At 58.2% G+C, this 26493-nt stretch carries 27 protein-coding genes and 1 tRNA gene; 22 read left to right on the top strand and 6 right to left on the bottom strand.

Annotated features, from left to right (window positions below; all coding sequences use genetic code 11):
* On the top strand, positions 1-768 hold the full coding sequence (locus K1W69_RS09245) for an SDR family NAD(P)-dependent oxidoreductase (RefSeq protein ID WP_220228080.1): 768 nt from the start codon (positions 1-3) through the stop codon (positions 766-768).
* Here K1W69_RS09245 and K1W69_RS09240 read toward each other — a convergent pair.
* Both K1W69_RS09240 and K1W69_RS09235 read right to left on the bottom strand, forming a co-directional pair.
* A complete protein-coding gene (locus K1W69_RS09240; protein WP_220228079.1) occupies positions 726-1520 on the bottom strand; it encodes a DUF1365 domain-containing protein in 795 nt (264 codons plus the stop codon). The two genes, K1W69_RS09245 and K1W69_RS09240, sit on opposite strands and share 43 nt — an antisense overlap.
* Positions 1517-2839 carry an NAD(P)/FAD-dependent oxidoreductase gene (locus K1W69_RS09235; RefSeq protein ID WP_258570965.1) on the bottom strand — a complete coding sequence of 441 codons (1323 nt, stop codon included), beginning with the start codon at positions 2837-2839 and terminating at the stop codon, positions 1517-1519. Before K1W69_RS09235 ends, K1W69_RS09240 begins: the two co-directional genes overlap by 4 nt.
* 156 nt (positions 2840-2995) lie before the next feature.
* Between K1W69_RS09235 and K1W69_RS09230 the strand changes: the two genes are divergently transcribed.
* A complete protein-coding gene (locus K1W69_RS09230) occupies positions 2996-3400 on the top strand; it encodes a DUF2177 family protein (protein ID WP_220228078.1) in 405 nt (134 codons plus the stop codon).
* A gap of 32 nt (positions 3401-3432) precedes the next feature.
* On the opposite strand, the gene K1W69_RS09225 is transcribed toward K1W69_RS09230, so the two are convergent.
* On the bottom strand, positions 3433-5061 hold the full coding sequence (locus tag K1W69_RS09225; RefSeq protein ID WP_220228077.1) for a long-chain-fatty-acid--CoA ligase: 1629 nt from the start codon (positions 5059-5061) through the stop codon (positions 3433-3435).
* Positions 5062-5338: 277 nt separating this feature from the next.
* Between K1W69_RS09225 and K1W69_RS09220 the strand changes: the two genes are divergently transcribed.
* From K1W69_RS09220 to K1W69_RS09190, 7 genes are all read left to right on the top strand, one after another.
* The gene (locus tag K1W69_RS09220) at positions 5339-6061 is read left to right on the top strand and encodes a glycosyltransferase family 2 protein (RefSeq protein WP_220228076.1); all 723 of its coding nucleotides are present in this window, start codon (positions 5339-5341) and stop codon (positions 6059-6061) included.
* Positions 6054-6386 carry a lipid-A-disaccharide synthase N-terminal domain-containing protein gene (locus tag K1W69_RS09215; protein WP_220228075.1) on the top strand — a complete coding sequence of 111 codons (333 nt, stop codon included), beginning with the start codon at positions 6054-6056 and terminating at the stop codon, positions 6384-6386. The genes K1W69_RS09220 and K1W69_RS09215 overlap by 8 nt, the downstream gene beginning before the upstream one ends.
* Positions 6387-6402: 16 nt before the next feature.
* On the top strand, positions 6403-8076 hold the full coding sequence (locus tag K1W69_RS09210) for an ArnT family glycosyltransferase (RefSeq protein WP_220228074.1): 1674 nt from the start codon (positions 6403-6405) through the stop codon (positions 8074-8076).
* 106 nt (positions 8077-8182) lie between these two features.
* Complete coding sequence (locus K1W69_RS09205) at positions 8183-9496, top strand: alpha/beta hydrolase family protein (protein ID WP_220228073.1); 1314 nt, start codon at positions 8183-8185, stop codon at positions 9494-9496.
* 326 nt (positions 9497-9822) lie between these two features.
* A complete protein-coding gene (locus K1W69_RS09200; protein ID WP_220229274.1) occupies positions 9823-10440 on the top strand; it encodes a TetR/AcrR family transcriptional regulator in 618 nt (205 codons plus the stop codon).
* Between the two features lie 38 nt (positions 10441-10478).
* Positions 10479-11021 (top strand): hypothetical protein, encoded by a 543-nt coding sequence (locus tag K1W69_RS09195; RefSeq protein ID WP_220228072.1) that lies wholly within the window; start codon positions 10479-10481, stop codon positions 11019-11021.
* Between the two features lie 64 nt (positions 11022-11085).
* Positions 11086-11613, top strand: coding sequence for a hypothetical protein (locus K1W69_RS09190; protein ID WP_220228071.1), 528 nt, complete (start codon positions 11086-11088; stop codon positions 11611-11613).
* Between the two features lie 18 nt (positions 11614-11631).
* On the opposite strand, the gene K1W69_RS27440 is transcribed toward K1W69_RS09190, so the two are convergent.
* Entirely contained in the window at positions 11632-12000 is a 369-nt protein-coding gene (locus K1W69_RS27440) for a YegP family protein (protein WP_220228070.1), read from the bottom strand.
* Positions 12001-12256: 256 nt separating this feature from the next.
* Between K1W69_RS27440 and K1W69_RS09180 the strand changes: the two genes are divergently transcribed.
* Positions 12257-12907 (top strand): hypothetical protein, encoded by a 651-nt coding sequence (locus K1W69_RS09180; RefSeq protein ID WP_220228069.1) that lies wholly within the window; start codon positions 12257-12259, stop codon positions 12905-12907.
* A 62-nt stretch (positions 12908-12969) separates the two neighbouring features.
* Here K1W69_RS09180 and K1W69_RS09175 read toward each other — a convergent pair whose 3' ends face one another.
* Positions 12970-13677, bottom strand: coding sequence for a dimethylsulfonioproprionate lyase family protein (locus K1W69_RS09175; protein WP_220228068.1), 708 nt, complete (start codon positions 13675-13677; stop codon positions 12970-12972).
* 418 nt (positions 13678-14095) lie between these two features.
* Here K1W69_RS09175 and K1W69_RS09170 point away from each other — a divergent pair, with 418 nt between their 5' ends.
* The 8 genes from K1W69_RS09170 (at position 14096) to K1W69_RS09135 (ending at position 21023) form a co-directional block, all read left to right on the top strand.
* Positions 14096-15115, top strand: coding sequence for a TRAP transporter substrate-binding protein (locus tag K1W69_RS09170; RefSeq protein ID WP_220228067.1), 1020 nt, complete (start codon positions 14096-14098; stop codon positions 15113-15115).
* A gap of 76 nt (positions 15116-15191) precedes the next feature.
* Positions 15192-15761 (top strand): TRAP transporter small permease subunit, encoded by a 570-nt coding sequence (locus tag K1W69_RS09165; protein WP_220228066.1) that lies wholly within the window; start codon positions 15192-15194, stop codon positions 15759-15761.
* A gap of 2 nt (positions 15762-15763) precedes the next feature.
* Positions 15764-17074, top strand: a complete 1311-nt coding sequence (locus K1W69_RS09160) for a TRAP transporter large permease (protein ID WP_220228065.1) — start codon at positions 15764-15766, stop codon at positions 17072-17074.
* Positions 17075-17076: 2 nt separating this feature from the next.
* Positions 17077-18249 carry a galactonate dehydratase gene (dgoD, locus tag K1W69_RS09155; protein WP_220228064.1) on the top strand — a complete coding sequence of 391 codons (1173 nt, stop codon included), beginning with the start codon at positions 17077-17079 and terminating at the stop codon, positions 18247-18249.
* A 245-nt stretch (positions 18250-18494) separates the two neighbouring features.
* Positions 18495-18571: transfer RNA gene (locus tag K1W69_RS09150), tRNA-Arg, on the top strand.
* A gap of 103 nt (positions 18572-18674) precedes the next feature.
* A complete protein-coding gene (locus K1W69_RS27435; protein ID WP_220228063.1) occupies positions 18675-19706 on the top strand; it encodes a site-specific integrase in 1032 nt (343 codons plus the stop codon).
* A complete protein-coding gene (locus K1W69_RS09140; RefSeq protein ID WP_220228062.1) occupies positions 19703-20200 on the top strand; it encodes a hypothetical protein in 498 nt (165 codons plus the stop codon). The genes K1W69_RS27435 and K1W69_RS09140 overlap by 4 nt, the downstream gene beginning before the upstream one ends.
* A 154-nt stretch (positions 20201-20354) precedes the next feature.
* Complete coding sequence (locus K1W69_RS09135) at positions 20355-21023, top strand: cysteine hydrolase family protein (RefSeq protein WP_220228061.1); 669 nt, start codon at positions 20355-20357, stop codon at positions 21021-21023.
* A 12-nt stretch (positions 21024-21035) separates the two neighbouring features.
* Here the strand turns inward: K1W69_RS09135 and K1W69_RS09130 are convergent, their stop codons facing one another.
* The gene (locus K1W69_RS09130; protein ID WP_258570964.1) at positions 21036-21851 is read right to left on the bottom strand and encodes a TetR/AcrR family transcriptional regulator; all 816 of its coding nucleotides are present in this window, start codon (positions 21849-21851) and stop codon (positions 21036-21038) included.
* 84 nt (positions 21852-21935) lie between these two features.
* Between K1W69_RS09130 and K1W69_RS09125 the strand changes: the two genes are divergently transcribed.
* Genes K1W69_RS09125 through K1W69_RS09110 form a run of 4 tightly spaced genes read left to right on the top strand, consistent with a single transcriptional unit; the run spans position 21936 to position 26465 of the window.
* Complete coding sequence (locus tag K1W69_RS09125; RefSeq protein WP_220228060.1) at positions 21936-22889, top strand: ABC transporter permease; 954 nt, start codon at positions 21936-21938, stop codon at positions 22887-22889.
* Positions 22886-23869 (top strand): ABC transporter permease, encoded by a 984-nt coding sequence (locus tag K1W69_RS09120; RefSeq protein WP_220228059.1) that lies wholly within the window; start codon positions 22886-22888, stop codon positions 23867-23869. Before K1W69_RS09125 ends, K1W69_RS09120 begins: the two co-directional genes overlap by 4 nt.
* A 28-nt stretch (positions 23870-23897) precedes the next feature.
* Positions 23898-24974: a substrate-binding domain-containing protein gene (locus K1W69_RS09115; protein WP_220228058.1), complete on the top strand. Its 1077-nt coding sequence runs from the start codon at positions 23898-23900 to the stop codon at positions 24972-24974.
* 12 nt (positions 24975-24986) lie between these two features.
* Positions 24987-26465 (top strand): sugar ABC transporter ATP-binding protein, encoded by a 1479-nt coding sequence (locus tag K1W69_RS09110; protein WP_220228057.1) that lies wholly within the window; start codon positions 24987-24989, stop codon positions 26463-26465.
* Positions 26466-26493: the final 28 nt, after the last annotated feature.

Genomic DNA, 26493 nt, shown 5'->3' with positions numbered 1-26493 from the left:
ATGGCGGGCCCGCAGTTTGACCCCGGCAATGTCTGGGTGATCGGCGCCAGTTCGGGAATTGGCAGGGCCTTTTCGGAAAAGGTCGCCGGAATGGCGCAGAATATCGCCGTTTCCGCCCGGTCGACGGATCCATTGTTCGAGATGGAAAAGCAGGGGCGTGGCATAGTTGCATTCCCCCTCGATGTGACGAATGCAGAGGCAGTCGAAAACGCCGCGAAAGACATTGCGAGCAGATTCGGAGCGATAGATACTGTGGTTCTGTCAGCTGGAGCCTGGAAGCCGCTCGAACCCGGAGACATCGACATCGCGTCCATCAGAAGGGGCGTCGAGGTGAATTATATGGGCGCCATTCATGCGATCGCCGCCCTCGTCCCCATCATGAAACGGCAGGGAAAGGGGCATATCGTTATTGTTGGATCCCTGTCGGGCTATCGCGGTTTGCCCAGGACAGTGAACTATGGACCGACAAAGGCTGCGCTGATCAGTCTTGCCGAAACCCTCAAGCTTGACCTGAAACGTTTCAATATCCGTATCACTCTGGTCAATCCAGGATTCGTCGATACGAAGCTTACTCAAAAGAATGATTTCAAGATGCCACAGCTGATAAGCGCGGAGCAGGCGGCCGACTACATCATAAGCGGAATTCAGAAAGAGCGGTTCGAAATCCGCTTTCCGCATCCCTTTGCAACTGTTTTTGGGCTGTTGCGCTGTCTTCCGAACGCGCTTTACTTCCGGGCCGTCGGACGCATGATCAAGGATCGGGCGTAAGCTTTGGTTTCCTCGCCGTTCCCCGGACGTGGATAAATCTTCAGGCCCTTGAGCCAAAGTCGCAGAGCTTCATAATGGATGCCTCCCCACACCTTGAACGTCATGAACCAGTGGCGCGCAAAAAGCGCTGACAGCACCTGGTCCGTCAGCGGCTGTCGTTTGCCGGAAAAAGCCGCAGCGAACATCGGGCCGGCCTCGTCTTCCAGCAGTATCGTCATCTGCGCAGTTTCGTCCGGCGTACGGGTGCGGAACCTGTAGCGTCCGGAGACCGGGTTGAACGGCGACACGTAAAACGCCTTGTCCGCCGTCTGACGTATGGCGGCTCCGTCCGCTTCCACCGGAAGCGCATAGCTGTGGCGTTCGCCAAACGTGTTGCTGACCTCGTAGACGACGCCTCTGACGCGCCCATCCCCGTCCAGTCCATAGTAGACGGTCAAAGGATTGAAAACGTATCCCAGAATGCGCGGATAGGTCAGCATCAGCCATCGTTCCATGCGCTCCGGTCCGATCATGCGCGTCGCCAATCCATCAAGATGCCGTCGCAATTGCCCGTCGCCGGCGCCGTGGTCGCGACGAAATATCGAGAAAAGATTTCCGCGGTCAACGGAAAGCAAGCGAAGACGTTTCGCAATTTCTTCCATCCGGTCGACATCGATCAGAAGGGAGAATACCGAGTAGCGGAACTCGTGTCGCACGGGACGCATCCGCTTGTGCATCACCGTGCCCACGAAAATTCCTTCCTCCAGGGTCATTCTGCGACCTGCAATTCGAGCTGTTCGGACGGGGCGTTGCGGATGTAGTCCTGATCCCTGCGCCAGGGCCGGGCGACGCCACCGAGCTGTTCCGCCACGTTCAGACCGCTGGCGATGCCGTCTTCATGGAAACCGTAGCCGAGCCAACTCCCGCAGAACCATGTCCGTCGTTGCCCCTGGATCGAAGCCATTTTTGTCTGCGCGCGCAAAGCCTCGGCGTCGAAGAGCGGATGTTCGTAGTCAATACCGCGAACGACAAGATCGGGATCGATTTCTTCAGTCGGGTTAAGAGTAACGAATATATTCTCGCGTGTTGGCAGTTGCTGTAGCTGGTTCATCCAGTACGTCACGCACAAATCTCCGCTGACGCTTGACTTCAGGTAGTTCCAGCTTGTCCAGAGGCGGCGACGTCGAGGCATCCATGACGGGTCTCGATGGAGCACGGCGACGTTCTTCTGGTAGGTGAACTGCGACAGCAGCGAACGTTCCGCGGCGTCTGCGTCACCGAGTAGCGCGAGCGCCTGATCGGGATGCGTTGCCAACACCACGTGATCAAACAGATGGACCACGTCATCCGTCGTTTCCAGAGTCACGCAATCCCCCTTGCGCCGGATATGCTTGAGGTCTGTTCCAAGACGGACATCGAGAGCGCTGTCTTCGAGAATACGGTTGACATAGTTGCGGCTGCCGCCTTTGACCGTCCGCCAAAGGGGCCGGTTCTTGAACTGCAGCAATCCGTGATTGTCGTAGAATTGGATGAAACTTTGCGCCGGAAATGCCAGCATGTCGTCAGGCGTCGATGACCAGATGGCTGCGCCCATCGGCAGGATGTGATCTTCGATGAAGGCTTGTGAATAGTTTTCGCGCTTCAGAAATTCGCCGAGCGGCGTATCCCTGTGATAGATTCCCATTCTCGTCTTGGCTTCCGAGAAAAATCGGGCAATTTCTTTCAACAGCACCCAATGTCTTATCCGCGCGATGTTGCTGCGTTGTCCGAAATATCCGTTGGCGCCCGATGCGCTGTATTCGTAGCGGCCATCGTCGCAAGTCAACGAGAAACCCATCAATGTGTTATCACAGGCGACGCCGAGGTGACGGAAGAGAGCGCTGAGGTTCGGATAGTTTGTCTCGTTGAAGACAATGAATCCCGTATCGACAGATGCTGGACCGTCGCCGGTGGTCACATCCACGGTATTGGCGTGGCCGCCGGCGTAGTCCGCCTTTTCGAAAATCGTGACAGTGTGCTTCTTCGCAAGCAGCCATGCCGCCGACAGTCCCGAGATGCCACTGCCGATCACAGCTATGTTAAGTTTGGTCAAGAACGCCTCCGAAAAAGTGCTTCGGAGACATCTACGTTTCTTTGCGGTGGCCGGATCACCGGGACGCCGCTATCTGCAGGAAAATCACGGTCTGGTGATCCGGCGACTTCATAGGGCCGTAAAGGAAGCACTCGTCGATTGGAACGGAGAAGCATGATGATCCAGTTCGCAAAAGCCTATGTTCTGACCGCGACCGTTTTCTTTGCGTTGGATTACGTATGGCTGACCCGGATCGCAAACGACTTCTATCGCCGACAGATAGGGACATTGCTTCTCGATCAACCCAAGCTGGGCGCCGCCGGGCTTTTCTACGTGTTCTATGTGGCCGGCATCGTTTTCTTCGCCGTATTGCCGGCGCTTCGGGATCAATCCTGGACGGCGGCTCTCTTTGCCGGAGCCCTGTTTGGCGCGCTCGCTTACGGCACCTACGACGTGACGAATTACGCGACTTTGAAAAACTGGCCGCTCGCCGTCGTCTTCGCGGACATAGCCTGGGGAACCACCCTGACCGGTGTCTCGGCTCTGGCCGGCTATGCTCTTTCAAGGGCGTTCGGCGGGTAGGCCGACCTCTTGCGCGAGGCCGGCCATTAGCCCTATTCGGTCGGGAAACTGTAATCCTTGAACTGTTCCCGAAGCGCGGTTTTCTGGATCTTGCCGGTCGCTGTGTGTGGAATTTCCTCCACGGTTACGACATCGTTCGGCAACCACCACTTGGCGACCTTGTCCTCGAGATATTTCAGCAGGTCGTCCTTCTTTGGCTCATGCCCCTCTTTTGGCACGATAATCAGCAGCGGTCGCTCGTCCCATTTTGGATGCGCGATGCCGATGACAGCCGCCTCGGCGACATCTTCGTGGCCGACGGCCAGATTCTCGAGTTCGATCGTGGATATCCATTCGCCGCCGGATTTGATGACGTCCTTCGCCCTGTCTGTGATCTCCATGTAGCCGTGCGGATCCATATGCGCGACATCGCCCGTGTCGAACCAGTTCTCGTTGTCGAACAGTTCCTCGCCGCGGTTCTTGTAGTAAGCCGCAGCAACCGCGGGTCCGCGCACCTTCAATCGTCCGAACGACTTGCTGTCCCAGGGAAGCTCGTTGTTCTCGTCATCCGTCACTTTCATCTCGACGGTGAAGGGAGGATGGCCCTGTTTCTGCTGCAGGTCGAGCTTTTCCTCTCCTGTCAGGTCTTCATACTCCGGCTTGATGGTGCACATCGAGCCGAGCGGACTCATTTCGGTCATGCCCCAGGCGTGGATGACTTCGACTTCATATTTTTCCTGGAAGGTCTGTGTGATGGCTCTGGGACACGCAGATCCGCCTATGACAACCCGCTCCAGATACGGGAGCTCGTTGCCTGAATTCTCCAGATACTGCAGCAGCATCAGCCAGATTGTCGGCACAGCCGCCGTAATCGTCACCTTCTCGTCGTTCAGGAGGTTGTAAAGGGATTCGCCGTCCATCCCTGCGCCGGGCAGCACCATCGTGGAGCCGACCAGCGGGCAGGTGAAAGCGGTCGCCCAGCCATTGGCGTGGAAGAACGGAACGACCGGCATCATCCGGTCGCGCGCAGACAGGTTCATCATGTCTGGTTGGCAGACAACCATGCTGTGAAGCACGTTGGAGCGATGCGAGTAGAGCACGCCCTTCGGATCGCCTGTCGTTCCCGACGTGTAACACATGCCGGCTGCCGTGCGTTCGTCGAACCGCCGCCAGGCAAAGTCATCGTCGGTCTCGTCAAGCCATTCCTCGTAGCAGACCGCATTATCAAGCTTCGTTTCAGGCATATTCTCTGCATCGGTGAGCACGAAAACCTTTTTGATACTCGGCGTCTTGTCGGCGATCGCCTCGATAATCGGCAGGAAAGTCGTATCGACGAACAGGAACTTGTCTTCCGCATCGTTGATAATCCATGCGATCTGGTCCGGAAACAGGCGAGGATTGAGCGTGTGATAGACAGCGCCGATGCCGGTTATGCCGTACCAGCTTTCCAGATGCCTCGAAGTGTTCCAGGCCATGGTGGCGATCCGGTCGCCGATCCGCGCTCCCTCTCTCTCGAGCCGCTTCGCCAGTTTCAACGATCGTCGCCGCATGTCGCGGTAATTGGTCCGTGTGACAGGGCCCTCGACCGTGCGGGTTACGATTTCACGATCTCCGTGAAAATTGGCGGCGTGGTCAATGATCTTGTGGCACAGCAGCGGCCATTCCTGCATGAGTCCGAGCATATGGTCTCCTCCATTACTGCTTTGTTTTGAATAAGCTGCACGTCAGGATGTCAAGCCATTCGTATTGCTGCGTCGTAGTTCCCGACCACGCGCCTCTTGCTTTGCGAGCCCATGACCTGTGTCGTCGAGATGAAACTTGCGCCCTATCATACGATTTGCTAATGCCACCGCGGCCCGGTTGACACGACGTTCCGGAACGGTTGACGAAAGCCAGGCCGCTCCGGTCTCGCCGAAATTTGCATTCCGCAATCGATCAAGAATATTTCAAGGCGAAGGCATGATTTCGATCGTCATTCCCTGCAAGAACGAGGCGGAAAACATCCCGCCGCTGCTCGACGAGATCGAACAGCACATGGCGGGGAGAAGTTTCGAGGTTATTGTCGTCGATGACGGCTCGACGGATGACACAGCGACAGTTCTGGCTGAAGAACATGCTCGTAGACCGTTCCCGCTGAGGCATGTGCGTCATCGCGAGTCCGTCGGACAGAGCCTTTCGCTTCGCAGCGGCGTGCTCGCTGCGGATGGAGCGATCGTCGCCACGATCGACGGGGACGGGCAGAACGATCCGCAATACATTCCGCAACTCGTTGACAGACTGGTCGAAGCCGGTCCCGGCGTTGGCATCGCCTGCGGACAGCGCGTAAAGCGCAAGGACACAAAGTTGAAGCAGCTCTCGTCGCGTTTCGCAAACTGGCTGCGGGGCTCGATTCTCGGCGACAAGACCCGGGATTCCGGATGCGGTCTGAAAGTGCTGCACACAGAGACCTTTCGGCGACTTCCGTTTTTCAATGGCACACACCGGTTTCTGCCGGCGCTCGTTATTCAGGAAGGCTACGACGTGGTGGCCATGGACGTTGTTGACCGTCCGCGCCGGTTTGGAAAATCAAACTATGGAATTCTTGACCGCGGCCTGCGCGGCGCGATGGATCTATTCGGGGTTTGGTGGCTGAAGCGCCGCCGCAGGCAGATGCCTGTCGCTGAGGAAGTTCGGTATGACTGATGTTTTGGCGCCACTGATCAACTGGTTTTACACGGTATTCGTCGCGCAGCTTGACGCTTGGGTGGTGCTGGGTTTCGTCGCCCAGGCGTGTTTCACGATGCGCTTCGTCGTCCAATGGATTGCTTCAGAGCGCGCCAAGCGCAGCGTCGTGCCTGTCGCCTTCTGGTTTTTTTCCCTGTTCGGCGGCACTTTGCTCTTCATCTACGCCATCCAGCGCCAGGACCCGGTGTTTATCGCCGGCCAGGGGATGGGGCTTATCATTTATGTTCGCAATCTCTGGCTGATCGCCGCAGAAAGAAAGGCGGCGATGGCCGACACCAACTGACGGCCGCTGAAACGCCATGTCGAACGGGTCGCGGTTACGACCGCTTCAGGCCATTCTTGTTTTTCTTTTCGGCCTGCTGGTCATTGCGCCCGGCATTGGGCAGGCGCCTCCGACCGATCGCGACGAGGCGCGATTCATTCAGGCGACGAAACAGATGGTCGAGACCGGCGATTATGTCGACATCCGGTTTCAGGATGAAAGCCGATACAAGAAACCCGTCGGCATCTATTGGCTGCAGGCGGCTTCGGTCCAGCTTCTGGGCGGTGGCGTGGACGCCTCGTTGTGGACCTACAGGATTGTCTCCACACTCGCCATGGCGCTCGCCGGCGTAGCCGTGTTGTGGATTGGCGGGTTCATGTTCGGTCCGGCGGCGGGGCTGATCGCCGCCGTCATGTTCATCGGCACATTCGGTGTGGCGTTTGAGGGACGTCTGGCCAAGACGGACTCCGTGTTGCTTTTGTTGTCGATCCTGGCGCAAGGCTTTCTTGCACGCATATATCTGGCCCGCCGTTATGACGTTATCCCTGCCGCGCATTGGTCGTGGATGTTCTGGGTTGCGCAGGGACTTGCGATCCTGGTCAAGGGACCGATAACGCCGCTACTGAGCGGGTTGACGGTAGCGACCATCGTCGTTTTCGACCGTGGGCGTGCGCGTCGCTGGCTCGCGGACCTGAGGCCGCTGCGCGGGGCGCTGCTTGCATTGCTCATCGCGACGCCGTGGCTGGTCCTGATCACATGGAAGAGCGAAGGCGCGTTTTGGCAGGAAGCGCTCGGTCGCGATCTTATCGGAAAAGTCGCAGGCGGCCAGGAGTCGCACGGCGCTCCGCCGGGGTATTATCTCCTCACCTATTCGCTTTTTGTCTGGCCTTTTGGGTTTCTGGCGCTTGTCGGCGGCGCCAACGCCCTGCGGCGCATGCGCGCCGATGCGCGGCTGTTGTTCTGTGTCGCATGGTATCTGCCGTTCTTCGTCGTATTCGAAATTATTCCGACCAAGCTGCCGCACTATATGTTGCCCGCCTATCCTGCGATCCTGCTGATGGGAGCCTGGTGTCTCACGCTGAGTGAACAGGATCGAAATACCCCTCTGCTGTGGCAGCGTGTGCTGCATGGTCTTGGCGCATTTGGAACGGGCGTCGTGGCTGTGGGTCTCGCCGTCGTTTCCGTGGGGCTGCCGATCTATCTCAAGGCGGGGTTCCAGTGGCAGGGCCTGGCGGCCGCGATCCTGATCCTGCTTGCGGGCTGGTTCGCCCTGGTGAACACTTTCGATCTAACGCCAATGCGCAGGGTCCTGTTCGCTGCGCTCGCCGCCTCCATTGCCTATTGCACGCTCTTCGCAAGCGTTCTGCCGGGGCTCGACCGGCTGTGGCTGAACCGTCAGATAGCCGAACGTTTCGCCGAGGAAAAACCGTGCGAGACGTCCGTGCTCGGGTCGCTTTCATTCCGGGAACCGAGCCTTGTTTTTCTGGTCGGGACGGATCGGGTCCAAAATCTGCGTCCCCACAATGTTGCCGAGTTTCTTGCGGAAAATGGCGCGTGCGGTGTTGTCGCCATGTCGGACAAGGACGCCACTTCTGTATTCGCCAGCCTGCCGGGCGGTCGCGAGGGTATGATTGCGGGCGAGCCGATCGTCGGCGTCAATTACTCCAAGGGGCGTGAACTTCAGATCCGCCTCTACCGGACAAAACCCTGACGTCCGGCTGTTAAGCCGACGACACATTCCTTCTGTACTGCGGCCTCGGAGCGCGTATGCTGCAACCTCCGGCGAGGCCTCGCCGGTCAAAAGGGAGAGACTGAAAATGGCGAAAATTGCGAGTATTCTTTTAATGGCGTTCCTTGGATTTACAGCTGTCGCCTCTGCGGAAAACCGCATCGACCAGATCCGGCCCGACGCGCCCGAACTGGCGTCTTTCGGAGATTATGAGATTGGCGTGCGGCAGATCGAAGTGGTCAATCCGGGCCAGATCGATATTCTAAAAGTTGAAGAAGGCAAGGACCTGCCCACCTATGACCGGCCGCTGACACTGGAGGTGTGGTATCCGGCTGCAGATGGAACCGGATCGGGCGGAACCTATGAAGGGGTGCTCCTGCGCGACGGCGTTACAGAGGTAAGCCTGCAGGGACGCGCCGTTCGTGACGCCGAGCCGGCGTCGGCTGAAACGCCGTTTCCCCTGATCATCGTGTCGCACGGCTATCCTGGCAACCGTTTCCTGATGAGCCCGCTCGCTGAAAACCTCGCGACAAAGGGATATGTCGTCGTCTCGATCGACCACACTGACAGCACCTATGACAACAAGGCGGCTTTTGGGAGCACGCTGGTCAACAGGCCGTTCGACCAGCTTTTCGTGCTGGCTGAAATCGACCGGTTGTCGAAGTCTGACGACAGCTTTCTGAACGGACTGGTCGATGCCGGCAATACGGGCCTTGTCGGCTACTCGATGGGCGGTTATGGCGCGGTGATCACCGCCGGAGCCGGCGTAACGGAAGCCAGCACCGCCTATCCCTGGGGCGCGCCTGCCGGCACATTGAAAGTGCATTTGGCGGGCAGCGATACGCACCAGTCTCTTTTCGACGATCGCATCAAAGCTGTCGTCGCCATCGGCCCCTGGGGCATGAACGCCGGTTTCTGGGACGCGGCGGGTCTTGCGGGCGTCCGGATCCCGATGCTGTTCATCGCCGGCAGCAATGACGACGTTTCTGGCTATGAAAAGGGAACGAAGGCGATCTTCGAGGGCGCGGTGAATACGGATCGCTATCTGCTCACCTTCGCCTTCGCCAACCACAATGCGGCCGCCCCCATGCCGGCGCCGGCTGAATCCTGGCTGCCGTCGGAACACCTCGATTTCGTGCCCTTCGAGCACTACGCCGACGCCGTATGGGACACGGTGCGAATGAACAATATCGCCCAGCATTTCGTCACTGCATTTTTCGGCGAGTATCTGGAGGGAGATGATGAACTGGCCTCTTTCCTCGACGTGCTGGAGAACTCGGCGGACGGCGTCGTCGCCGTCAATGAGGACGGAACGTTCAAGCCCGAGCACACCTACTGGAAGGGTTTCGCGCCGAGGACCGCCAAGGGGCTGACCCTCGAGCATCGTGATGCGGCGGAATAGACAGTCGTGATTGCCGCGGGAGGCGCGCCGGCGCCCGCCTCCCGCCTTTCTTGAAAGACCGAGTCAGCAACGATCGCTGACGCCGGTGTCTCCCGCGCCTGTGGCGACCGGTCTCACATTGAACCGGAACCCCTCGCGACTGCCTGTTTCGGGTGGTGTCGGGGCGCCTGGAAGTCGCACTGGCGGTCTTGCGGGCGATGGCCAAGTTAGGCTACTGAAAAATGGACATTAATTCACTTTGAAAGCAGATGCTTGGCGAGGTCGTGTCCGTTTTGTCGGCCAGCATTGCGGATTTTACTGAACTCGAGGTCAGGTTGGTTCGAACCATGGGAAAAGGGCAGGAAACACGGGAGCGGCTACTGGATATCGCCGAGTTGTCGGTTCTCGCCAAGGGGTTCGGCGCAACGTCGATCGAGGAAATCATCGCAGAGGCGCAGATCACCAAAAGCGGTTTCTTCTACCATTTCCGTGACAAGAACGAGCTCGCGCGGGCGCTTCTGCAACGCTATCTCGATCGCGAGGACGGCCTTCTCGACGAACTCTTCGACCGGGCGAGGGAACTACACGACGACCCGTTGCACGCCTTCCTGATCGGCCTGAAACTGCTCGCCGAGAAAATGGCGGATCTGCCGAACGGTCATCCCGGCTGCATGGTCGCGGCCTATTGCTACAATGAACGTCTGTTCGACCCGTCGGTCCGGTCGCTGAACCGCACCGCTGTTCTCGGCTGGCGCGAGCGCTTCGTCGCCGCGCTGGAAGAGATCGCCGCGGTGTATCCGCCGCGCGACGACGTCGACCTCCAGTCGGTGGCGGACATGGTGTCGAGCACAGTCGACGGCGGCATCATTTTGTCGAAAGCATTGGGCGAACCCGCCGTGCTTTCCAAACAAATTCTTCTCTACAGGTCTTATATCAAGCTATTGTTCAGCCCGACCGTCAACTGACGGCGCCGTTTCATTTTTTCAAATAAGGGATTTTCCGAATGGACCGAAGTCAGGGGATCCTCAAGGTCGCCGCCGTGGCGGCGCTGCTTCATTGTCCAGCTGTTGCATTGGCCTCGCAAGAAAACCCTGTCGCCGGGGAGGCGGGAGCATGCCCCGGCGCAGTCGGCGCCTATCTGCTCGAGCGCCAGGTGGTCATCAGGAAGCAGAACTGGGTCGGGCGCATGCTGTTGACCCTGACCGTTGGCGGAAACGCCATTTTCACGGATTCCGCGCAGAGCGGCATTTATGGATATCAGCCATTCACGGACGCGCAGGGCGTGTGGGAATGTCTCGGCGAAAAAGACGGTTCGGGAAAAGTGCGGGTCATGCTGCTGGATTTCACGTCGTCCACCGCAAGGGAGCCGGAAGCAAAGATCGCCAGGCTGGATTTCGAGGCGCATTACGATATCGAGAATGGCGAGATCGAAGGCGACGCTGTGCTGCGCTTCGCCCCGCTTACCGTCGACCCCTACGAGGTGGACAAATTCAATGCGCCGCGCGACTATCCGTTTTCCGGTTCGCGTCTCGGATTTTCCAGATAAGATCCGTGTCGCCGCTTTGCTTTTATGGAGGCGGTGGCGAATACCGGTTCGATGGGGAGACGAGATGACGAGAATTTTCAAGCTTGCCGCTGTTTTGTTCGCTTTGCTGACGGCGACCAGCGCCGCGACCGCGCAGGATGACCTTGATCTGTCGGCCTGCATCGACGCCGTCGGCAGCTACCTGCTTTTGCGCGTCGAGGAAGACGATGGCGAGGAGCGGCTTGGCCGCATGGTTCTTTCGCTGACCAATGGCGGTCATGCTTTCTTCACGGATTCCGCGCAGGTCGGGCTCTATGGAAAACAGCCATTCACGGGCGGCGGCGGCGCCTGGAAATGCATCGGCGCCGAAGACGGATTTGCCTCGATCAAGGCCGTGATCCTTGACTTCACCTTCTCCACGCCGCACGATCCGCAGGCGAAGATCAAACGGCTCGACCTCGAGGCGACCTACGATGCGCGCCAGGACGTGTTCGAAGGCAATGCGATGGTCCGCTATACGCCGCTTTCCGGAAATCCGTTTGACGCGGTTCAGATGGAGAACGACAAGGACGAGTACGGCGTCACCGGCCGACGGATCGCCGTCCCTGATTGACGCCGATCCGGACCATGGTCAGCTGTCGTCTTCAACCGCGGCGGCGGGCGCATTCTTCGCGACGCTCGCGGCGCAGTTAAGGGCGTTGCGCTTGTCGGTATAGGTTTCGGAAATGACCATCGTTTCGCCGTTCGACGCCACGAAGCGGACGAAATACTGACCGTTCTTGGATTCCACGATCTCGAAACGGTATCCTGATCCCTTGTCGTCCTTGGTCAAATCCACCACGGTGGCGCCCGGCGCGTTCTTCTTGATCGATTCGATGCAGTTCGTGGCGCTGGCCTTGCCTTTGTAGCTTTCGGACCAGACCATGATTTCCGAATTGTACAGAAACTGCACGCCGTATTGGTCGTTCTTGCGTGAAACGATCTTGAACTTGTGTGGCATAAAACCCTCCTGAGTTGTGCAACAGCGCGGCATGTCAAGCACGCGTAGCCCGCATTGGCAATTAATACTGTTGTTGTATTTTCCGCAACCAGCGAAAATCTCGGTGTTGTACAGTGTTCAGCATCGCGAAATCACCAGGGCGCAGCGCTCCTTCGCGTTCGTAAGAAAATTGTTAACATATTGTCGGCATTTCGGCTTTTCCTTGCCTGTGAAGTTTGCAAGAGTGCGCCTGACCCAAGGCGACTACGGAACCGACATGATGAGATTTGCGTATTGCGCCGCCCTGATCGCGGTCATGGCGGGCTTTCCCGCGCTTGTCGCATGCACAACGATCAACGACGGCCAGTCGGTCGAGCAGGCGCTTTCGATTGCGCCGTCCGTGTCGAGCGCGCAGATTTACATGTATCGCGGCGGCTTCAATGGCGTGTTCTCGACCGGCATCAACGAGATGGCGTCCGATCTCAACAGCAAGGGCGTGCCGGCGAAGGCCGTCAGCTGGTCTGCGAAGGACAAGACGCTCGCGCAGATCAGGGCGGCCCGTGCGCAGGGTCGCGCCAGGCCGATCATTCTCGTCGGTCATTCGCTCGGAGCCAGCGTGGTGATCGCCATGGCCAATGATCTGACCGAGGCCGGCATTCCTGTTGATCTCGTTATCACGCTCGATCCGCTGTACGCCACGACGGTGCCCAAGGGCGTGCGCCGGTTCGTGAATTTCAAGGCGTCCGGCAGCAAGGAAAATCCGGGCAGCTTCTCGCCGGGACCCGGGTTTGACGGGGAGATCGTCAATGTCGACATTCGCAACCTTCCCAAGCTCGAAAAATCCAGTCACTGGAACATCGTCAATCAGTCGGATCTGCAAAAGCGCGTCATGCGCGAGATCCGAAACGCCTATCACAAGGGCGGATGACGGCGAAGGCCAGCGGCCGCGACAGAATCGGCTGACTAGCCGGCGATGATCTTCACACTCGCTCATATGCCCTGGCTCAGCCGTGATTTGCGGCGTGAACTGAACTTCATCTCCGGCGCGTTCAGTCGCGCTTCCGGGCCGATCCACGCATAGGCCAGAAGGCAGGGATCGAGATCGGCTGTGGTGATCCGGTGTTCCTGACCGGGCCGGTTGAGGATCAGCGATCCGGACGCGTGCACGGCGGCGTCGTTTTCGGACCAGGCGCCCGAGACCGAAATGTAGCTCTCCTCGATTTCGTTGTGACTGTGCTGGGGGTAGGTGGTTTTGGGCGCAAACAGCACGAAACCGAGCACGAGCCGCTCGGAGCGAACCGGGCCTCTTGAACCGAGAATTTCGCAGTAGGCGTATTTCTGGGCCAGCGCTTTGGGCACCTTCTCATAGCCGTATTCCCAGGTCAGCGCCGGCGCCACCCTGGAAAGAGCGCGGGACATGCCGGCCATGACGCCGCGTTCTCCGAGATCGAGCGCCCGTGGCAAATGGGCTGCCACCGGCTTGGTCTCGGGCCCGCGCAGGGCAAGTTCAGGATTGGCGTCGATGATATGGGAAAGCGTGTCGCGCACCCGCTTTCGGTGGGAGCGGATCAGCCGGCTTCCGCCGGCCGAGCCGTGGCGGTAGAGCGCGTCGAATTCGCGCAACAGGTAGAGCCAGTCGGGGCAGTCCTGAAGGCGCAATGTGGTTTCGGCCGCTGCATCGGTCGGCAAGGTAGTCATGGCGGCAAGTCCCGTACAATCAGCCCGGCTTGAAATTGCCGGCTGAATCATCCGGCGTCGGACTATACAGGAAAGCCGCGTCGCCGGCATCAGCTTCCTTGCGCTCGCCTGGCGATATCCGCAACCGCCCGGCGAAGCGTTTCCGCCGCGGGTGTTGCGCGCGCCGGCCATTTTGACATTGCAGAGGCTTGCTGAACCACTTTGTCATAGTTTCCAGCAACCACTTTCCACAATCTGAAAAAGCCTTTCTCATCTGCATTGATTTCTATTCCGGGAAAAACCGTCGGTCCCGGTCTCCAGATGTAAGGTGTTGCTTACAAGCGCGCTTCATGCATTGGTTAACCTCCGGAAAAGGAATTTTCCGCCAGGATCGAACGGTCCTGATCAATATGTGAATGTTCTCAGGGAGGAGACGACAATGCTGAAGGGAATATTTAGTCGAGCGCTGGTGACTGCAACGGCCATTCTTGTATGCGGGGCTGCCATGGCAGCCGACTACAACTGGACCTTCCAGACATCCGAGACCGCGGGTGAACCTGGCTTCATAAACAAGCAGAAATGGGCAGAAAGCGTCAAGGAGATGTCTGGCGGCCGTATCGAGATCGAGATACTGCCTATCGGCGCCGTCGTGCCCCACACCGATACGCTCGATGCTGTGGGATCTGGCATCCTCCAGGGACACCTCACCGACCCGAGCTATTTTGCGGGGAAGGATCCTGCCTTCGCAATGATGGGCAACCTCGTAGGAGCCTGGAGCGATCCGTTTGAGCTTCTCGGTTTCATGCAGTCGGGCGGTGGACACGAGCTCTACGCGGAGCTGGTCGAACCTTACGGCGTTCATTTTATCGGCGCGGCTGCGACCGAACCGGAAGCCTTCGTGTCCAGCAAGCCGTTGCGCTCCGTCGAAGACCTGAAGGGCCTCAAGCTTCGCGCGCCGGAAGGCATGGTCTACGAGATCTTTTCCAAGGCGGGCGCGTCACCGGTGGCGCTGCCGGGCTCCGAAGTATTCACGTCTCTTGACAAGGGCGTTGTGGAAGCGGCCGACTACACGGTTTTTGCCACGAACCAGTCCCAGGGCATGAACGATATCGCCCACTATCCGCTGTATCCCGGGTTTCATTCGCTCCCGCTGATCGACATTTCCATGACGAAATCGGTGTGGGACGAACTCCCGGATGATCTCAAGGCGATCCTCAACGCCTCGGTGGACCAGTTCATATTCCAACACGTCTATTCGGTGCGCAAACTCGACGCCGAGGCTGTCGCCGAGGCAAAGGAAAATCCCGATATCGAGATCATCAACTGGTCCGGCGACGAGCGCGCAAAGTTCCGTCGCATAGCCCAGCAGGAGTGGGAAAATTGGGCCGGCAAGACCGAGATGACACAACGCTATTACGACGCCGTTGTCGCTTATCTCCAGGGTCGCAATCAGCTCTGATTCCACGGCTCTAACGCAGATCCCGACACTTGCCTGGCCGAATGTTTCGGCCGGGCTCGATATGTGGAGCAAGACGATGTCTGACGCCGATCTCGATCTGGTTGATGAAGATCCCGACGCCGGAACACGCAGCAGACTCGACCGGCTCGTGGCGAGATCCGCAACTGTACTCTCATGGGCGATTTTCGTTGCATTTGCGATCAGCGTTTACGAAGTAATTGCTCGCTACGTCTTCGACAGTCCGACGCTGTGGGTGCATGAATCGACCACATTCCTGATCGCTGCCACCTTTCTCATCGGCGGTCCTATCGCGCTCGCCAGGGACAAGCATATACGGGTGCGCATGATTTACGACGCGGTTTCGCCCGCAGTGCGCCGCTGGCTCGATATCGTGAATTCTGTCATTGCAATGATCTTTTTCGCGGGTCTGGGCTATGCTGGCTGGGTACTTGCGTGGAAAGCGACGCACACGCCGTCCGGCGACATACGTTTCGAAGGCACAGGCACCGCCTGGAACCCGCCAACGCCGGCGCTGCTCAAGATCATTATCCTGATCTGCGTCGTATTGATGCTGTTCCAGAGCGCGATCCATCTCGTCAAGGCGATCCGTCGCGACGTTAGCCAGGATACGGACGGGGATCGCTGACAATGGGACTGAACGCCATCGGTATCGAGAACGGCACGCTCCTCCTCGTCGCGCTGATCCTGTTGCTCCTGATGACCGGTCAGCCGCTGGCCTGGGTCACGGGACTGGTCGCGTTGATTTTCACGTATGGATGGTTTGGCGGCAACGCATTGCCGCTCGTGACGTCTCGTATCTTCGGCTTCATCACCGAATATTCGCTGGTCGCCATACCCATGTTCATCCTAATGGCTGCGCTGCTGGACAGATCGGGTATCGCCAAGGACTTGTTCAACGGAATGCGAATTCTGGCGGGGAGATTGCCGGGTGGCGTCGCCGTCCAGACGCTGATTGTCGCGATCCTGATGGCTGCCATGTCGGGCGTAATCGGGGGCGAGATCGTGCTTCTCGGCATTCTAGCACTGCCGCAGATGCTCCGGCTTGGATACGACCGTTCACTTTCGATAGGCGTTGTATGCGCAGGCGGATCTCTGGGCACGATGATGCCGCCTTCGATCGTTCTAATCATCTACGGTCTTGTCGCAGGCGTCTCGATCGCAGACCTGTTCGTCGCAGCCATCACGCCTGCTCTCTTGCTTCTGGGTTGCTACATCGCCTACGTGCTTTTTCGCTGCATCAGGAATCCGGAACTTGGCCCACCGATGTCAGACGCCGAACATGCTGAGGAATCGATTGGCACGGCCATCAGGGCTCTGATCGCGCCGCTCTTCATCGTCATAGCCGTGCTAGGCTCAATCTATGCTGGCGTGGCTTCGATCACCGAAGCGGCTGCGCTCGGTGTCTCGTCCGTTCTGGTGATTGCGGCGCTACGCCGCGAACTCAATGTGAAGATGCTGCAGAATAGTCTCGTTCACACGCTCGAAACTTGCGGCATGATCATCTGGATCGGTATTGCCGCCGCCGTCCTTGTCGGTGTCTACAATCTGATGGGCGGCAACCGTTTCGTCTCCGCCGCAATTCTTGGTCTCGATGCCGCTCCTGTCGTCATCATCTTGGTGATGATGCTGATACTGATCGTGCTCGGCATGTTCCTGGACTGGATCGGCATTGCGCTTCTGACCCTGCCGATCTTCGTGCCGATCATTATTCAACTGGGCTACGACCCGATTTGGTTCGGCATCCTGTTTGCCGTGAACATGCAGGTCTCTTATCTGACGCCTCCCTTTGGCCCCGCCGCTTTTTATCTCAAGAGCGTCGCGCCACCGGACATCACGCTGAAGCACATTTATACGGCGCTGCTGCCGTTCATAGCGTTGCAACTGCTTGTCCTTGGCTTGCTGCTTTTCTATCCGCCGCTCGCCACCTGGATGCTCTGACCGTGAAGATCGTTTCCATATCTGCCCATGTCGTCAACGCGGAGATGCGGAACTGGGTTTTCGTAAAGGTTCAGACCGACGTGCCAGGAATGCATGGCTGGGGCGAGGCGACACTGGAATGGAAGACGAGAAGCGTGGTGGGCGCCATCGAAGATCTCGCGCCGCTTCTGCTGGGCCGCAATCCGCTCGACATCGAACAGGCGGTCCGCGCCATGCGTAAACAGTCCTTCTGGCGCCTTGGGGCGATCGGAATGAGCGCTGTATCCGGCATCGAGATTGCGCTGTGGGACATTGCCGGAAAGCATTTTGGCGTGCCTGTCTGGCGGCTCCTCGGCGGACAGGTGCGCGACAAGGTGCATGTCTATACACACCTCGGATTCGGCGATATGCGAGCCGTTTACGAAACAGATAGCATTGATCCGCTGGTCGAACACGCGCATGAGGTCTTGGCGAAAGGTTATACCGCCTTCAAAGTCGTGATCTTACCTTATGTGCACGCCTACGCGCCGCGCAAGGCAGTCAACCATGTGGAGCAGTTGATGGCGGGATTGCGTGAGGCGGCGGGGCCGGATACCGAAATCTTGCTTGATTTCCACGGCAGGCCTGGCTCAATCGCAACGGCTCTTTCATTCATCGAGGCGGTGAGACCGTCTGCGCCGATGTTCATTGAGGAGCCCCTCCAGCCGGGCGATGCGATCGCGATGCTTCGGGTGACCGAGCGATCCCGCGTGCCGATCGCAACCGGTGAGCGACTGGTCGAGCGTAGCGAGTTTGAGGAACATTTTCGTCTGCGGGCGATGGATATCGTGCAGCCCGACATCTGTCACTGCGGCGGACTCCTGGAAGCCAAGAAAATCGCCGCAATGGCGGAAGCCGCGGGTATGGGGGTCGCGCCGCACAATCCGTTGGGGCCGATCGCGGGCGTAGCCGCCCTGCATTTCGCTGTATCGACACCGAACCATATCATTCAGGAGGAGATGGTTGGCGCAGCGCCATGGTATTTCGACGTCGTGCGCGGTCCCATTCAGATGGTGGAGGGACACTGGCAGGCGCCGGAGGCGCCGGGGCTCGGGATCGAGGTCGATGAAGCCGAATGTGCAAGGCATCCGTTTGCGCCGGAAGTTTACCACACACAGAATGCGGTGCTGGGGGACGGAACGATTGTCGACTGGTAGCGGGCATTCGACAGATCTCCTTTGTCACGCGCGACCTGCATCTTGAGCTGAACACGTTCCAGTGGCCTGAAGCGGTGCTTCGGGCGCGACATGGTCAGGCGGCGGCGCACCCGCCACACTGCGCGCCCGACAGGATTTGAATCTGTGACCCCTGCCCGAGGAGAAGGCGCAACTCCACATGCCATTTTGACATTGCGGAGCGGTGTGACTTGGTTTATGCACCGTGGAGCCTAAGCGGCCGTTGCGCACCCGTAGCTCAGCTGGATAGAGCGCTGCCCTCCGAAGGCAGAGGTCACAGGTTCGAATCCTGTCGGGTGCGCCAAATTAACCCTGTAAAAACATAGGGTTAAACAGGTCATGCAAGCCACGAAAAACTCTCGAAGTGTAGCCGGTCACAATCTGGTCACACCAAGAGGAGTTTTCCCGTGGCGAACATACGCAAGAGAAACGGCAAGTGGCAGGTACAGATCAGGCGTGCCGGACACAAACCACGTACAAAGAGTTTTCTCACCCGAGCCGACGCACAGAGATGGATCAGGCAGACCGAGCTTGAGCTGGACCGAGCCGGGCTTGCATACGATAGTTCCAGCCTTGAGCGCATCAATGTAGCCGACCTGCTGCATAAGTATCGTACAGAGATCACACCCGGTAAGCGCGGGATTGGTCCGGAAGGCAAACGCATTGAAGTCTTCCTGCGTGAACGATGGTCCGGCCTGAGCCTTGCACAGATCACGCCTCAGACATTCACTCAACACAGAGACCGGAGACTGCGACAGGTGGAAGCCGGGACGGTCATACGGGAGCTTGGCCTGCTACACGCCATCTTCGAAGTAGCTCGCCGGGAGTGGGACATACCGCTCGCACAGAACCCCTTGTCCAAGGTACGCAAGCCCAAGGCGGCACAAGGCCGGGACAGACGGTTAGCCGATGAAGAGCTTACGGCCATACTCGCAGCATGCGATACAGCACGGAACGACTGGTTTAGGCCGGGTATCCTGCTTGCTATAGAAACCGGTATGCGCAGAGGCGAAATCCTCAACATACGAGCTAGGGACTTGGACCTTGAGCTCGGACTGCTGACTATCCCACAGACCAAGACGGACAGGCCGCGCACAATTCCACTGAGCGAAAAAGCAGTCTCCATTCTTGATGAGGTACGGATCCGGGCCGGGGAAAAGAACGGACGGCTGTTTCCTGTCACGGCCAATGCCTTTCGGCTGGCGTGGGAACGCTGCAAGCGGCGTGCAGCCAAGGACGAACCGGGAATTACAGACCTTCGGTTCCATGATCTGAGGCATGAAGCCGTGAGCCGGTTCTTCGAGCTTGGCTTGAACGTGCCGGAGGTTGCAGCCATCAGCGGACACCGGAACCCGAGGATGCTATTCCGGTATACGCACCTTAAGCCTGAGAACATCGTAGCTAAGCTCCGTAAATCCAGTACGGAGTTAGCAGCATGAAAACCCGTGCACTTGAGATGCCTGAATACCTCACAGAATTGCTCACTCTGACATTCAACAGAATGGGACTACAGACACCGGATACAAGCGAAGATGCAGTTACCATTCCCCTCCAGTACGAAGATGGAACGGAGCTTTCTCTTGTGATCCTGTACGTAGTTCAAAAAGGCTGGCTGTTCTGGAAAAATCCCAAGGCCTTGGTATCGGTTGCTGAACTGGACCAGCCATGGCCGCATAACTTAAACCAAATGGCCTTCGGGAAACCCGGCGCGGTTCAGAGCTTGAATCAGACAGACGGCAAAACGTCACATCACATTCGATTCATCGATCAATGGATGCACTCTAACAAGGAACACCAACATCATATTCTTCATCAGAAAAGTATGAAGGTCTTTTCGTTTTGGGCGACGTCATTTCAGACCAATGCTATCTTGGATAGCTGCTCAGAGTTTAGCGCGAATGACCTTTTGCGGTATGTCCGAGCAGCCAAATAACTTCTCGACCATCTGGAGGATTTACTTCCTGGGTAGCCGGGAACAAAAAGGAAAATACAAGAGCCTGCACGCATGAGGCGATTATCAACCATGTAGTTGACAACGCTGTTTCGGGATTACAAGTTTAACCCGATTGCGAACGAAAAGGTGCCCAATGAGCCGCATCGCTGCCGACTTGCCCGCCGACGAAATCTTCGTCAGACCGGCACTGCTTATCGTCGATATGCAGAACGACTTCGTTCGCGAGGGCGCGCCGCTGGAGGTCCCGGACGCGCGCAAGACTGTTGCGAGCATCGCGCGGCTTGCCGAACGGTTCCGCCGCATTGGCGCGCCGGTCGTCTACACGCGATTTCTTGCCCGCAAGGAGGACAATCTGCTCTGGCTCTGGTCGCCGCAGTGTCACGCAGAGATCCGCTGTTGCTGGCGCGGAACGCGACGCGAATACGCCGATACCGATCAGGCACTGGAATGCACTGATGTCATTGATGAATTGCGTCCTCAAAAGGATGAACCGATCATCGACAAATACGGCTATGGCTCCTTTCACGGCACGAATCTTGACGAGCTGCTGAGGTCGCTCGGCGTGCAGTCCATCATTCTGACAGGCACGGTGACCCAGATCTGTGTCGAGGAAACCGGCCGCGAGGCCTTCCATCACGGTTACCGGACGACCATTGTCGCGGACGGCGTATCATCGTTTGCACCGGATCTGCAGGCAGCGACCCTCAAGAATTTTGCCATGAAGTTCGGCTGGGTTTCAGACACAGCTTCGATCCTGGACGCCCTCGAAACGGTCCAACCAGAGGCAGGAACGCTCTCCTAGTGCGGGGAATAACTAGTTCGCTTTCATCAGGGCCGACAGTGCAAAATCTACGACATGTTGACGTCGGGACGCGATCTCTTGCGGTGCATTCAGTTGCTTTCCGAAAATTGCTGAAAGCGTCGGATTGTTGGAAAAGTAAAAATAAGAAATCGCGGCGATAGAGATATAGACATTGATCGGATCCATGTCGTCGCGAAGAACACCTTCTGCGGCGCCACGTTCGAGCGTTTCGCGCAAAAGTTCGACAAGAGGCCAATGCATTTCCGCCAGCTCGTCGGATTGTGCGGCATGGCGTGCGCCCTGGGCATTTTCGTCGTTGACCAGTTTAATAAATTCCGGATGTTCGAAAAGATAGTCGAACGAATAGCCGACTAGTGCACGCATGGCCTCGACTGGTGACAGATTGCCCAGATCTAGACCCTGTTCCTTCTCGCGTATCTCTGAATACACGGTTTCCAGAGCGATCCTGTAAAGATCGTCCTTGTTGCCGAAATAGTGGTAGAGAAGCTGCTTGTTGACGCCAGCGCGATTGGCGATTTCATCAACCCGTGCGCCGGAAAAGCCTTTTGCCGCGAACTCGCTGATGGCCGTAGAAAGAAGCGCCGCGCGAGTGGCGGTGGCGTCGCGCTGTCTTGACCGTGTCGCTACCCCGGATCTTGCGATCCGACGCTTTGACGCAGCAGCGGTACGCTCCTTGCTCATATGAATTGGTCTCCGGTTCCATTGGCGACATCGAATATGGAAGATTGCCCATATCGTTGAAGTGCAAAAGACTTCGGTGCCCGCTACATCCCTCTCAAAGCGAGGCCTGGCGCCCCGTTTATCCAACACACTGCAGTCGGGTCAATCTGGTTGACCAACAATCCAGACATATGTTAATCAACTATATAGTTACTTATGAAGACGTGGGCAATGAATCGAGCTCAACTGGTTATCGCCTTCTTCTTTCGACTGCCCCCGATTGTCTGGGCGCTGTTGTTGACCGTCGCCTTCGGAGCGCTCTACAATCCCCAGTTTCGCACTGTCGACAACGCGATGAACGTGCTCGAGCAGTCGGCGACCCTCGCATTCCTCGCTCTCGGACAGGCTTTCGTGATCGCCGGTGGCCTTATCGACCTGTCGGTCGGGCAACTGGTCGGACTCGTGACCGTCGTCGCCTGCATGGGCTTCGAGGCATTACCGGGGTGGAGACTGCCCGTCATTCTCGGTTGCCTTCTCCTTGGTGCAGCGGTCGGAATGATCAACGGAACGCTCATCAACCACCTGCGGATGCCGCCCCTCATCCTGACCTTCGGCATGCTGAGCGTGCTGCAGGGATGCATCTTCATGTTGACCGATCGAAGCGTCGGCAGCTCGATTCCCGCCATCGATTTTCTTGCCCATGGTCGGATCGCGGGTATCCCTGCATCACTGATCCTCGTCATCCTCGCTACCGTCATCGCATTCTATTGCCTCCAGCGCTCAACATTCGGCTGGCACCTTCTGGCGATGGGCAACAATGCCTCCGCTTCCAGAAAGGCGGGGCTGAACGTGCGCGGTCTGACACTGATCGCCTATTCGGTTTCCGGTTTTTTCGCCGCGATTGCGGGACTGGTTTTGGCCGGGCGGCTGGGAACCGGATTCCCCAATGCCGGCAGCGGTCTCGAACTCGATTCGATCGTCGCCGTCGTCCTCGGCGGCACCCCGCTGAAGGGCGGTCGCGTCAATGTGGTTGCGGTTCTGGCTGCCGTTTTCTTTCTGGGTACGGTAAGCAATCTGTTGAACCTGATGCAGGTGCCGACGTTCACGCAGATTCTGATCAAGGGTATCATCGTCATTGTGGCGATCCTTCTCGAGCGGCCGAGATGGGCGGCGGCGCCGCAATGAGCGCAGGCACGTTCGCGAAACGGCCGCTGCTAAGCCGTCACCTTCTGGACAAGGCCGCCGTCTGGATCGTGCTCTTTATCCTTCTCATTGCTGCCGGTTTCGTGTCGGAAGCCTTTTTGAAACTCAACTATCTCGGCAATCTGGTGCGCCAGGCGGCGCCGATCGGGATCACCGCAGTCGGAGTCACTTTCGTGATGATCCTGCGCGGCGTCGATCTGTCGGTCGGTGCGATCGTGTCGATGAGCGCCGTAATCTGTGCTCTCGTCATGGACGGCAAGGCCGAAAATCTGTGGCTGGCCATCGGGGTTACCTGCGCCACCGGAAGCCTGATCGGGCTGGCGAACGGACTCCTGATCGCCTACGGGCGCGTGTCGTCCTTCATCCTCACGCTTGGAATGTCGATCGTCGTCTACGGCCTGGTGCAGATGGGCACCGGCGGCACGGCGCGCGGCATTGTTTCTCCCGGGTTTCGGGAATTTCTCAATGACCGGATCGGAAACGTCGTGCCGACTCTGGCCATCTGCTTCGTGATTGCCGTTGTCGTCGGCATCTTCGTGCAGTCGCAGACGCGCTTCGGACGCAATGTCTATCTCGTCGGCGCCAACCCGGAAGCGGCGAGATTGGCCGGCATCCCGGCGATCCAGACCACCGTCATTGCCTATTGCTTCTCGGGTCTGTTTGCCGGACTCGGCGGAATAGCGCTGCTGGCGCGGACAGGCGTTTCGGGCACCAATCCAGGCGCCGGGATGGAGTTCGACGTGCTGGCGGCAGTAATCCTCGGTGGAACGACATTTGCCGGCGGACGCGGTGGCGTCGGAAGCACCTTCGCTGGCGTTCTTGTGCTTTTCATCGCTCTCAATCTGGCCAATGTCGCCGGACTCCCCTTCGCCGCTCAGTTGACGATCAAGGGGATCATCATCATCGCCGCCTCGGCCGCCCATGCATGGATCGGACGCAGCGGCGGTGACCGAACAGAATAAGGGAACCAGTTCAAAGGAGGACTTCGACATGACTTTTCTGAAGAGTATTTTCACAGCGACGATGGCGGCAATCGCCGTCTTCGTTCTAACCGGACCGGGGACGGCCCAAGAGCTCGACCTCACCAAGGAATCGACTTACGACCAGATCCTGGAGTGGGCCAACGAACCGCTCAACACGTCCGAATACAAGAAGGACGGCAAGCTGAAGATCGGCGTTTCGGCCGGCTACCTCAGTAATGCCTGGATCAATTTCACTGCGCAGATGATCAAGTATGAAGCGTCGCTGCATCCGGAGATCGAGGAGATCAAGATCACCGATGCAGGCTTCAATCCGACCAAGCAGGCGGCCGATATCGACGACCTGCTAACGAGCGGCGTCGATGCGATCCTGTTCTGGCCGGTCGACGAGAAGGCCATCATGCCCGCGCTGAAGAAAGCCCACGACCAGGGCGTCGTCACCATCAATATCGGTTACAACTTCATGCGCGATCCGTCAGTCACGTCGAATGCCTATGTCAACCAGTGGGGGTATACCGAGCAGGTCGTCGACCAATTCATCGACTCCCTTGACGGCAAGGGCAAGATCATCGCCATGCTGCCGATCGCCGGATCGTCGGCTGCCGTGGTCCAGCTTGCGGTTCTGAAACAGAAGCTGGAGGACTATCCCGACATGGAATTGTTGAGTGCGGAATATGGCGACTGGGATCGCGCCAAGGCCAAGCAGCTGACGGAAAACCTTCTGCAGCGGTTTCCGCAGATTGACGGCGCCTTCTCGCCCGCGGGCCAGATGTCCATGGGCATCTACGAAGCCTTCGACGAAGCAGGCCGGCTTGACGAACTGACGCTGTCGCCTGGCGACGACTATAATGGTTGGGTCAAGCTCGTTGCAAATGAAGGCAAATGGGGTTCCGTCACCAGTGGTCTTGAAGTTGGACGTGCTGCGGTGAAACAGGCCGTAGATATACTGACCGGCGCACCGACGACCACCGCTATCGTCGTTCCGACCCGTTATCTCGAACCGGAGGAAGCCAAGACACTTTATGAAGCAGATCGTCCCGACGACTGGTTCAAGACAGACCTTCCGGCCGAGTACCTTCCACAGTAAGAGGGGTCCGGTTTGGCACTGTTGGAGACGCATGACCTCACCCGCCGGTTTCCGGGTGTGGTTGCTCTGAGGGCGGTGAATTTCACCGCCCGGGCGGGAGAGGTACATGCGGTCTGCGGCGCCAACGGCGCCGGTAAATCCACATTGATGAACGTGCTCTCCGGAACGATTGCGCCCAGTTCCGGAAGCGTTCTCGTCAATGGCGAGAAGGTGAATTTCATAACGCCTGCCGAAGCCCGCTCAGCGGGCATCGCAATCGTTTATCAGGAGTTCAGTTCGATCCCGGAACTGACCGTGGCCGACAACATTTATCTCGGACAGGAATTTCGCAAGGGTTTCGGCGTCGTCGATCACAAGCGAGCTTCGTCGGAAGCGCACACTCTGATGGAACGCTTTCGAATCGATCTCGATCCGGACGCCGTGGTCGGGACGCTGGGCGTGGCGGACCGGCAATTGCTCGAACTGGCGCGGGCCCTGTCCAACGATGCCCAGGTGCTTATTCTCGACGAACCGACGGGAGTTCTCTCGCTGTCGGAGCAACGCAATCTCTTCGAGGTGATCCGCACCCTCAGGGATCGCGGCATGCTCATCCTCTATATTTCCCACCGTCTCGAGGAAATCTTCGAAATCGCCGACACGGTTAGCATCATGCGCGACGGCGAACTGGTGGCGACCAGGGAGAAAGGCTCCCTCGACCGGAAGGAACTGGTCCGCTTGATGACCGGTCACGAAGTGTCCGACACAGAGGCGATTGTCGACCCGCTTGCCAGCGGCAAGACGGTTCTGACGATCGATGGCATCACGAGCGACGACAGCCGGATCCTGATTGCCGAAGGCGAGATCCTGGGGCTTGCCGGCCTGGTCGGGGCGGGACGGACGTCGATTGCGCGACGGCTTGCCGGTTTGCGGCCGCGGACAGGCCTGACGGTTCAATTGAAAGGCAAACCGCTTCCATCCGATATCGCTGGCGTCTTGAAGGCGGGACTGGTCTATCTGACTGAAGACCGGAAGCAAGACGGTATCTTCGGTCCACTGTCGATCCCGATGAATGCGACCGCCGCGGCCCTGGATCACTTTTCGTCCGCAGGCTTCCTGGCGCGAAGGCGCGAACGGTCGCAGGCTGCGACCCTGTTGGAGCAACTGCGCCTGGTGGCCAGTTCTCTCGACATGCCGATCACGTCCTTGAGTGGTGGCAACCAGCAGAAGGTTCTGTTTGCCCGAGCATTGCTGGCACAGCCGAAGGTTCTGATCTGCGACGAGCCGACCAGGGGTGTGGATGTCGCTGCCCGCGAGGATATCTATCGGCTGTTGCGCGACCTTTCGAAACGTGGTGTGGCGATCATCATGATTTCATCTGAGCTCGACGAGCTGATTGCCATGTGCCACCGCATCGCCATCGTCCGTCAAGGCGTCGTGCATTCGGTCGTGGCCAACGAAGATCTCGACGAGCACAAACTCGTGCTTGCGGCGACCGGCAGCGACGCTGCGTAACAAGCTCTTCTGCAACTGCCGGCCGGAT

It is taken from the genome of Flavimaribacter sediminis (assembly GCF_019492055.1).
In the GTDB taxonomy this organism is placed as follows: Bacteria; Pseudomonadota; Alphaproteobacteria; order Rhizobiales; family Rhizobiaceae; genus Flavimaribacter; species Flavimaribacter sediminis.
The sequence above is the reverse complement of the archived record's forward strand: the minus strand, read 5'-3'. Positions and strand labels throughout refer to the sequence as shown.